The sequence below is a fragment of the Alkalinema pantanalense CENA528 genome, assembly GCF_050753345.1.
GTDB classification, from domain to species: Bacteria; Cyanobacteriota; Cyanobacteriia; order Leptolyngbyales; family Leptolyngbyaceae; genus Alkalinema; species Alkalinema pantanalense.
In genome coordinates this window covers 52,175-60,479 of record NZ_JBLZFX010000033.1, presented here as the reverse complement: position 1 = coordinate 60,479, position 8,305 = coordinate 52,175, and the positions used below count along the sequence as shown (strand labels likewise).

Sequence of the window (8,305 nt, the reverse complement as noted above, 5' to 3'; positions counted from 1 at the left end):
AGATTCAGCATGAGAAGGCTCTGGGCTACTGCTTCACATTATCCATTATTTCCCAACACGTCTATTGACTATCTTGTTGTTAATCTGAGAATAGTTATTCTTTACTCCATTTTATGTATTGAATATTTTTTTGATTCATTCACTAATTGATTAAAGAATGGGATTGCCGACTCGATCGTGCTTCTAGAGCAGCCTAGAACATTGCGATCTATTGCGGACTAGGTCGGCTTTTGGTGGGTGTTTTAGGATGTAAGTAGATCCTGTGTAAACCTCGGAGGTTCCTATGTTCTTGATGCATAAACCGACAGGTACGCTTGTTGAAGTGCTGACCCTTCCCGACCTCTTCGATCCATTCCAACCGGAAATTACTGGGCAACGGCATGCTGGAGAAGAAATGCAAGATCCGTTCCCGTTCTTGAAGGCGGAAATGGTTTTCCCATCGGGTGAAGCGCTTCCTGCTTGTTGGATTAATTCCCACTACCGGGAACAGATGGCTAAACCGGAAGCGAAGTTTGCTGTCAAAGCCTAGTCATCGCATCAATCGAGTCATGGCATTGGGTAATGCTGTGTATTGAGCAATGCTGTGTATTGAGCATGGTATTGAACGATCGCTAATCGGTTGTCAATTCAACTTGCCTCGATGCAAAAAAGGGAACAGTTTTGCTGCTCCCTTTTCCTATGGTTGAATCAATTTCCTATGGTTGAATCAATGGGTGACTCGATCGTCAGTTAATCGATTACGTCGATCGTGGGACAATCTGCCTATCCCTGCACTTTCATTGCCTTAGCTAGTTCTGCTGCAACGAGGGGACGGGAGAACTCCGGCGGCGGCAATTCGCCACGACGCAGCATTTCCCGCACCTTGGTTCCAGATAGGTGAACCCGTTGCTCTGGGGTGCTGGGGCTGGTTTTTACTGTCGCCATGGTGTTCGTCACGGTGCAGTAGAAGGCGTGTTCAAACTTCAGGGGCACAATGCCGATCAACGCAGGATCGAACTCATCAAAAATGTATTGAGCATCGAAGGTGCCGTAGTAGTCGCCCACACCCGCGTGATCACGACCGACGATGAAGTGGGTGCAACCATAGTTCTTGCGGATGAGCGCGTGGAAAATCGCCTCACGGGGTCCCGCATAGCGCATGGCTGAAGGGTTAATCCCTAAAATCACCCGATCTTTGGGATAGTAGTTTTCGATCAGGATTTCATAGCAGCGCATGCGGATGTCTGCGGGGATGTCATCTTCCTTCGTGGCACCCACGAGCGGATGCAGGAATAACCCATCCACGATTTCCATGGCGCACTTCTGAATGTACTCATGGGCGCGGTGTACGGGGTTGCGGGTTTGGAAGCCGACGATCGTATGCCAGCCCTTATCCAAAAACGCCTGACGAGACACAGCCGGATCTAATTGGTATTTCGGGAACAGGGGATGGTCATCCCGTTCTAGCAGCCAAATGGGGCCTGCCAAGTTGACATTGCCCTGTTGATACACTACCGCCACACCGGGATGCTTTTCATCATCGGTGCGATAGACGTTGATGGCTTCCTTCTGCTTGTCGTAGGTGTATTTTTCCGTCAGTTGCAGCACCCCGATGTAGCGTCCGGAGGCATCATCCAAACGCACATAGCTGCCTTCTTCCAAAGGGGCTGCTACCTCTTCCGTCACAGACAGCGTAATCGGAATCGACCAAGGCAGACCATTGGTGAGGTGCATATCCACCACCACACTGTCATAGTCCTTTTGGTTCATAAATCCGGTCAACGGACTGAAACCACCGATCGCGATCATGTGCAGGTCAGAAATGGCCCGCTCATCCAAGGTGATCCGGGGCAGAAAGTCTGCTTTGCTGAGAAATTCTGCTTTTTGGGCTTCAGTGGCGATGCGGTTAATCAGTTCCCCACCGTGGGGAGCAATGCTGTCTGGACGGTGATACTTGGCCATGGGTTCTCTAGGGATTTCAACTCATTGCAAGCTTTGATCCTACCAGAGTCTTACCCCACCCCTAAAGCTCTCGTGAAAACACCTGGGGGGCGATCGGGGTGAGATGAAGGCAGGTTGATTGCTGAGGGGAAGGGTAGGAGGGTAGGAGAGTAAGAGGGTAGGAGGGTGAACCGGGGATGTTCTTTTTCGGCAAATCTCTAAGTGTACTTTTGCAGCAAGAGTGCTAGCTTTTCCTTGGTGGCGGCGGGTACCTTGTCCATGGGGGTGAGGACGGCGTATTTTAAGGCGGAATGGGCTTCCGATTCAAACAAATCCGCACTTAAGCGCCGCACCACTTCTTTGATGACCGCTTGGGCGTTGGTGGCATTTTTATGCAAATTGGCGACCACCATGTCCACGGTCACGCTGTCGTGGTCGGGGTGCCAGCAGTCGTAGTCCGTTACCAGCGCTAGGGTGGCATAGGCGATTTCGGCTTCCCGCGCTAGTTTTGCTTCCTGCAAATTTGTCATGCCGATAATCGTTGCACCCCAACTGCGGTACAGGTTCGACTCCGCCTTGGTCGAAAATGCAGGGCCTTCCATGCAGACGTAGGTGCCGCCCCGATGGATATCGATGCCTTCGATCGTCAGGCTTTCCGCTGCATCCGCCAGCAAGTTCGCCAGTTTAGGACAAACGGGATCGCCAAAGGTGATGTGGGCGACAATGCCTTCGCCGAAGAAGGTAGATACGCGGTTACGGGTGCGATCGATAAATTGATCGGGAATCACCATGTCCAAGGGTTTGGCCGCTTCCTTGAGGGAACCCACCGCCGAGGCCGAGATGATGTATTCCACCCCGAGGCTTTTCATGGCGTAGATGTTGGCGCGGAAGGGTAGTTCCGTTGGCAAGAGCGTATGGTTGCGGCCATGGCGAGCCAGGAATGCGACGCGGGTTCCTTCCAAGGTGCCCACAATCAGCGCATCGGAGGGTGCACCAAAGGGGGTTTCCACCGTGACTTCTTCCACATCTTTGAGCGCGTCCATTTTGTAGAGGCCGCTGCCGCCGATAATGCCAATTTTGATATCCTGTGCCATGGGTTTAAGGTTCAGTGGGACTAAGTTTCGGTGTGACTGATAACCAAATTGATTAATGAATGCTACAGATCCGATCCCCACTAGCCCCCGCGCTACGCGCCGCTGCGCCAGAAAAAAGGGGGGAATTCAGTCAAATTCTTTCAAAGTCCCCCTTATTAAGGGGGATTTAGGGGGATCGTTATGGCTTGCAATCACCAGTTGATTGGGTCTACGTTTCAGTGGGACTAAGTTTTGGTGTGTCTGAGTGAAAAAGTTGCCAGCGCGCGCAAATCGAACAGCGTCTAGGGTACAGGTTGCAGGGTTCTAGGGCAAGTCTGAATTTTGCACCTAGGATTCTACCGGATCGCGCAGGAGCCAAACCCCGGTGTAGGTCATACCGCTATCATCGGGTTGGATCAGCAGGAAATGTAAGCCCTCAGCCGCCTGCTTCCGTTCCATGAACGTTTCCCCCGCCGATCGCACCTCTGGATCGGCCACCGTGGTGAGAATATGCCGATCGCGTTCCCCCGCCCGCAAAATCACGCCATCCAGTTCCCCCGCCACGTAGTTGACTGCGATCGGTTCCACCCCCGCTAACCAGCGTGCCAAGGGCATCGACTTGCGCCCCCCGTTAATCACCACACCGGGCAATGGTTGGCTAGAGGCTAGCCCTACCCGTAACGGGGCGTGGATTTCCGGCAAAAAAGAGAGCGGAATGGGCCGATCGAGGAATAGATCCCAAAAATCTCCAGCCAAGATACTGGCAAATCGCCAGCGATCGCCCCATAGGGTTTCTGGAATGGGCACAGGCGGATTCAGCATGGGTAATACTCCTCAACTTCACGATCAAAACCTATCCAAAGTAGAAGTTTAGAACCATGCCGGAAATAAAGGTTAACTGGGCTGCGATCGCAAACAGGTAAACGATCGCCCTCGGTTTGAACATGGTCAACATCAGCCCCACCCCTTTCAGATCAATCATGGGGCCAAAGACGAGGAAGGAAATGAGAGAACCCGTCGTAAACGAGGAAGAAAAGGAGAGCGCAAAAAACGAATCTACGGTGGAACAGATCGACACCAACGCCGCCAGCAACATCATGGCGAGGACGGAAGTAACGGGATCTTGTCCTAAGCTCAAAACCCATTCGCGGGGTACAAAGGTTTGCAACAGCGCTGCCACCGCACTACCAAAAATCAACACTCCCGCCAGTTCCCGCAATTCTTGCGCTATTCCCTCAACCAACAGCCGCAGCCGCAGAGACAAGGGTTGCTTAACAACATCGGTGAAGGCAGCTTGAAGGGCGATCGCGTCTCCGGTGGGTAACGGCTGGTTGGATTGGCCGAGCAGAAACATCCCAGACCCTAACAGCGGACTGGTGGTTTGAGGTTTGTTGGTTTCCAGGATTTTCCAGCTTGGCGTAGAGGGCGGTTCCTGGGTACGGCGTTCCTGACGGGCGGTGATGGCAGCGGCAATGACAGGGCGCAAAAAAGGCCGCAGATCTTTTTGAATACTGAAGATCCAGCCTAATAGCGTCGCGATCGCCAGGGATAATCCCACCCGCAGAAACACGACCTCCGGTTGATCTCGAAAGGCCACCCAAGTTGCCCAAATCACAATGGGGTTGATCACCGGAGCGGCTAGGAGAAATCCGATCGCGACAGAAGCGGGTGCGCCTTGCATCAAGAGTCGCCGTGCGACGGGAATGTTGCCACACTCACAGACGGGAAACAAAAAACCGATGCAACTGCCTGCCAAGGATCCCAGGAACGCATTTTTGGGCAGTAAGGCTACCAATCTTCGTTCGCTGACAAAAAATTGGAGCAATCCTGAGAAGAGAACCCCCAGTAACAGGAAAGGCATAGCCTCTACGATCAAGCTGAGAAACAGGGTGAAAGCGCTGTTAAATTGATACATTACAGCCCTACAAACCTAGGAGAGGATAGCTTAGGGATCATAGCGCAATCGGGAGACGATCCAAATGGTTTCTGCAAAGGGTGGCCTGATCATGCTGAGCCCCCAAGGTATAAATAACCTTAGGGGCTCAGAAATTGATGTTACTGTTGTCCAATTGCTGGATTTTGCCAAAATAGGTTTGAATTGGACTAATAAGCCAGCGTTTCCAACGTTTCTCTTAAATACATATGGACGAGAAAATCTAAACTCACGGATTGCAAGCGTTGGTCTTGGCTGCGATCGATCCGCCAACGTTGAAAGCCGGAACTATCCGCGATCGCGCGTTTGAGGCTATCCCAAACTTTCGCGTCAGAGAGATCTTTATCTGGGTTGGACATGGGAGAACTAGCCATAAATACCTTAAATAAATCGTGAGGAAGACAGCGAACGGGAGAACCTACAAGCGTCTGACGGAAGAATCTGATGGAAACGCGATCGGTCAATGAAATTGAAGAATCTAATTGGCTAAGGTCAGCTACTAGTCAAGGTCAGCTACTAAACAAACTCGTGATGACTGCAAATCTTGTTTAACCTTTCTTCAAGATCGGCTAAAACCTACCAAATGGCTGTATTCTGAACAACATTTTGTAGACAAACTTCTCTATGATCCTAGCGTTTTACGCTGATGTCGTGGGAAGAATTTTATTAACTTTTAGGCCCACAATGGTAAATTTCTGCCTGATAGTGTGTATTGCGAGGGGCTGTGCATTGAGAAATGTATCTTCTCCTGCCAGCATGACTCGTAGAACACTGAGCGGAACTTCTAAAAACAGGGTCGCCATAAAAAAGGCGATCGCGGCAGCGGGTAATCGAAAAATTTGAGGTAACGGCACGATCGGCGGGACCAGTTGTGCCCCAGCCTGTATCTGCCACAATAGAACGCCTAGACCGATCGCGCCTAGCATCAACAGCAGTGGATTGCGGCAGTTTTCAAACAGGGTCAAAATCTTCTGTTGATTGGGGGTGAGGTCATCAGGATTGATTGCAATCACTAAGATGCTGTAAATATAAAACGGCTTTTGCCATTGCATCCAAAGAATGGGCAGAACGCCGATCAGAAAAATCAGCAGGAATTCTACGATCGAAGAAAAGCTGGGCGGTGCAGCCGTTAAAGCAATCCAGCAGCCTAAAAGCGCGATCGGAACCACAACAATTCCAGATAGGTGGATCCACAGATAGGGGTCTAGCCAAAATCGATTCATATGCACGGGACTTGAAGCGTTACCGTATCCCAAAGAACACATTAGTTGGGTCTGATTATCCCCTGTTTCGAGTGGAGCGGCTAGGCATTGTTCGTGATTGTTTACGAGTCAGCCCTGGTTTGCGAGTTCGCGATCGGGGCCTAGGGTTTGTCAGGATTTCCAGATTGCTAGGTGCAGGCTGTTTTAGGGAAGAGGAGATGACCTTCCCCTCTTCCTAAGGGTTAATGCTTAAGGGTTAATGCTCTAGTTGCAGGAATAGGATCCAGGTACTGCGCTTACAGTAACCACATTATTGGCGATCGCGACGATCGTAAATTGTTCAACGGCCCGCCCGCCGTAGGCATTGACCCCAAAGCTGACATCGACAACAGTTCCCAAAACAAGGGCCGTGTTGGGGTTGTACTTTACATCAGCAGACAATGCCGTCGAAACTGCTTGGGCTCGGGTTTGGGGAGAAGCAGCACACCCATTCAACATGTCATTCGTAATCAGTAGACTCACCACCGTTGGCTCTGAAGCCGTCCCTTCTCCACCGGGCTCCTGTATGCTATCCCCAAAATCTGAGGATCCCCAAGAAAATGGGTTCAGCAACTCCCTTAGCCTGTCCAGGGTGATCGTGTTAGGGCGTTGGCCCACCACGGTAATTGTGGGTAGATCGGCAGCTTGGGCTGAGGGTGCCACGGCAACCCCACAAGCGACAATGGCTGTCACCAAAAGTAATCCTTTGATGTTGTGAATCTTCATGATTTTCAGGGGTGAATAGCGTGAACAAACGGTCACAGAGTAACCACCCCTGTATATCTACGGATACAACACAGCTTATGCAGACGATTTAACACAGTGTCGCGACCATGTTTCGGTGGCATTTACGGAGTATTTCAGCAATATCCGATCTATTGATCAACCTATTGATCGACTCACATCGGTTCCGATCGATAAACTCTCACTTCCCCGCAATCCCCGATCGCGATGGGGAACTACCCGATCGCGGCGAGGAGGGCTTCACCCATGCCTTTACAGCCGACCGCAATCATTCCTTCAGACATGATGTCTCCGGTGCGATAGCCTTGGTCGAGGACAGTCACTACCGCTTGTTCGATCGCTTCTGCCGCTGCCGCTTCATTCAGGTCATAGCGCAACATCATCGCCGCACTGAGCACCTGAGCCAGGGGATTGGCCTTGTCCTGTCCGGCAATGTCGGGAGCCGAGCCATGGACGGGTTCATACAATCCCGGTCGCGCAGAACTCAAGCTAGCGGAGGGCAACATGCCAATACTGCCCGTCAGCATGGCTGCCGCATCGGAGAGAATGTCGCCAAATAGGTTGCCCGTGACGATCGTGTCAAATTGCTTGGGATTGCGCACCAACTGCATGGCGGCATTGTCCACGTACATGTGGGTCAGTTCCACGTCGGGGTAGTCCGCTGCCAGGGCTGTGATGCGATCGCGCCACAGTTGCGACACCTCCAGCACGTTAGCCTTGTCTACGGAACATAATTTTTTGCGGCGTTTCTGGGCCGCTTCAAAGGCCACGCGACCGATGCGATCGATTTCCGATTCGCTATAGACCATGGTGTTAAACCCGCGCTTTTCGCCTGTTTCAGTTTCTACGACGCCGCGCGGTTGCCCAAAGTAAATGCCGCCCGTCAGTTCCCGCACCACCATGATGTCCACACCCTCGACGATCTCCCGTTTGAGGCTGGATGCATCCACCAACTGGGGCAGAATCGTGGCCGGACGCAGGTTGGCAAACAGGCCCAATCCTGCTCGGAGGGCGAGAAGTCCCGTTTCTGGGCGCTGGTGGCGGGGCAGGGTATCCCACTTGTAGCCGCCGATCGCCGCTAGCAGGACGGAATCGCTTTGTTTACAGGTTTCCAGGGTAGCAGCGGGCAATGGCTCGCCCGTCGCATCAATGGCCGCTCCACCGACGAGTGCTTCCTGAAACTCAAACGTGATATTAAACTTTTCACCAATGCGCGTTAGCACCTGAACCGCGATCGCCATAATTTCAGGGCCAATGCCGTCTCCAGGAAGCAGCGTAATGCGGTAGCTTGCCATGATTGTCCTTCGCAGATCCTTCGCAAAATTCTCCGTTCTTCACCTTAGAGGAAAAGGGATCCTAGAAGCAATCGATTTAAACATTAGGAAGATTTCAAA

At 51.8% G+C, this 8,305-nt stretch carries 9 protein-coding genes; 1 reads left to right on the top strand and 8 read right to left on the bottom strand.

Going from position 1 to position 8,305, the window contains the following annotated elements; translation table 11 throughout:
• Positions 1-283: 283 nt before the first annotated feature.
• On the top strand, positions 284-529 hold the full coding sequence (locus ACN4EG_RS12920) for an acetyltransferase (RefSeq protein ID WP_431629960.1): 246 nt from the start codon (positions 284-286) through the stop codon (positions 527-529).
• Between the two features lie 233 nt (positions 530-762).
• Here the strand turns inward: ACN4EG_RS12920 and sat are convergent, their stop codons facing one another.
• The 8 genes from sat to leuB all read right to left on the bottom strand — a co-directional run bounded on the left by sat (position 763) and on the right by leuB (position 8,206).
• Positions 763-1,941, bottom strand: a complete 1,179-nt coding sequence (gene sat, locus ACN4EG_RS12915; RefSeq protein WP_431629959.1) for a sulfate adenylyltransferase — start codon at positions 1,939-1,941, stop codon at positions 763-765.
• Positions 1,942-2,138: 197 nt separating this feature from the next.
• Positions 2,139-3,014, bottom strand: coding sequence for an S-methyl-5'-thioadenosine phosphorylase (locus tag ACN4EG_RS12910; RefSeq protein WP_431629957.1), 876 nt, complete (start codon positions 3,012-3,014; stop codon positions 2,139-2,141).
• Between the two features lie 327 nt (positions 3,015-3,341).
• Positions 3,342-3,815 (bottom strand): Tab2 family RNA-binding protein, encoded by a 474-nt coding sequence (locus tag ACN4EG_RS12905; protein WP_431629956.1) that lies wholly within the window; start codon positions 3,813-3,815, stop codon positions 3,342-3,344.
• A gap of 31 nt (positions 3,816-3,846) precedes the next feature.
• A complete protein-coding gene (locus ACN4EG_RS12900) occupies positions 3,847-4,908 on the bottom strand; it encodes a permease (RefSeq protein WP_431629954.1) in 1,062 nt (353 codons plus the stop codon).
• Positions 4,909-5,096: 188 nt separating this feature from the next.
• Positions 5,097-5,300 (bottom strand): hypothetical protein, encoded by a 204-nt coding sequence (locus tag ACN4EG_RS12895; protein WP_431629953.1) that lies wholly within the window; start codon positions 5,298-5,300, stop codon positions 5,097-5,099.
• A gap of 264 nt (positions 5,301-5,564) precedes the next feature.
• On the bottom strand, positions 5,565-6,149 hold the full coding sequence (locus ACN4EG_RS12890; protein WP_431629952.1) for a low-complexity tail membrane protein: 585 nt from the start codon (positions 6,147-6,149) through the stop codon (positions 5,565-5,567).
• 243 nt (positions 6,150-6,392) lie between these two features.
• Positions 6,393-6,929: a hypothetical protein gene (locus ACN4EG_RS12885; RefSeq protein WP_431629951.1), complete on the bottom strand. Its 537-nt coding sequence runs from the start codon at positions 6,927-6,929 to the stop codon at positions 6,393-6,395.
• 197 nt (positions 6,930-7,126) lie between these two features.
• Positions 7,127-8,206: a 3-isopropylmalate dehydrogenase gene (gene leuB, locus ACN4EG_RS12880; RefSeq protein WP_431629949.1), complete on the bottom strand. Its 1,080-nt coding sequence runs from the start codon at positions 8,204-8,206 to the stop codon at positions 7,127-7,129.
• Positions 8,207-8,305 lie beyond the last annotated feature (99 nt).

Coding starts and splice junctions, on each gene's coding strand:
- sat (WP_431629959.1), bottom strand. CDS start 1,941: ATGGCCAAGTATCACCGTCCAGACAGCATTGCTCCCCACGGTGGGGAA.
- ACN4EG_RS12900 (WP_431629954.1), bottom strand. CDS start 4,908: ATGTATCAATTTAACAGCGCTTTCACCCTGTTTCTCAGCTTGATCGTA.
- ACN4EG_RS12890 (WP_431629952.1), bottom strand. CDS start 6,149: ATGAATCGATTTTGGCTAGACCCCTATCTGTGGATCCACCTATCTGGA.
- ACN4EG_RS12910 (WP_431629957.1), bottom strand. CDS start 3,014: ATGGCACAGGATATCAAAATTGGCATTATCGGCGGCAGCGGCCTCTAC.
- leuB (WP_431629949.1), bottom strand. CDS start 8,206: ATGGCAAGCTACCGCATTACGCTGCTTCCTGGAGACGGCATTGGCCCT.
- ACN4EG_RS12920 (WP_431629960.1), top strand. CDS start 284: ATGTTCTTGATGCATAAACCGACAGGTACGCTTGTTGAAGTGCTGACC.
- ACN4EG_RS12905 (WP_431629956.1), bottom strand. CDS start 3,815: ATGCTGAATCCGCCTGTGCCCATTCCAGAAACCCTATGGGGCGATCGC.
- ACN4EG_RS12895 (WP_431629953.1), bottom strand. CDS start 5,300: ATGGCTAGTTCTCCCATGTCCAACCCAGATAAAGATCTCTCTGACGCG.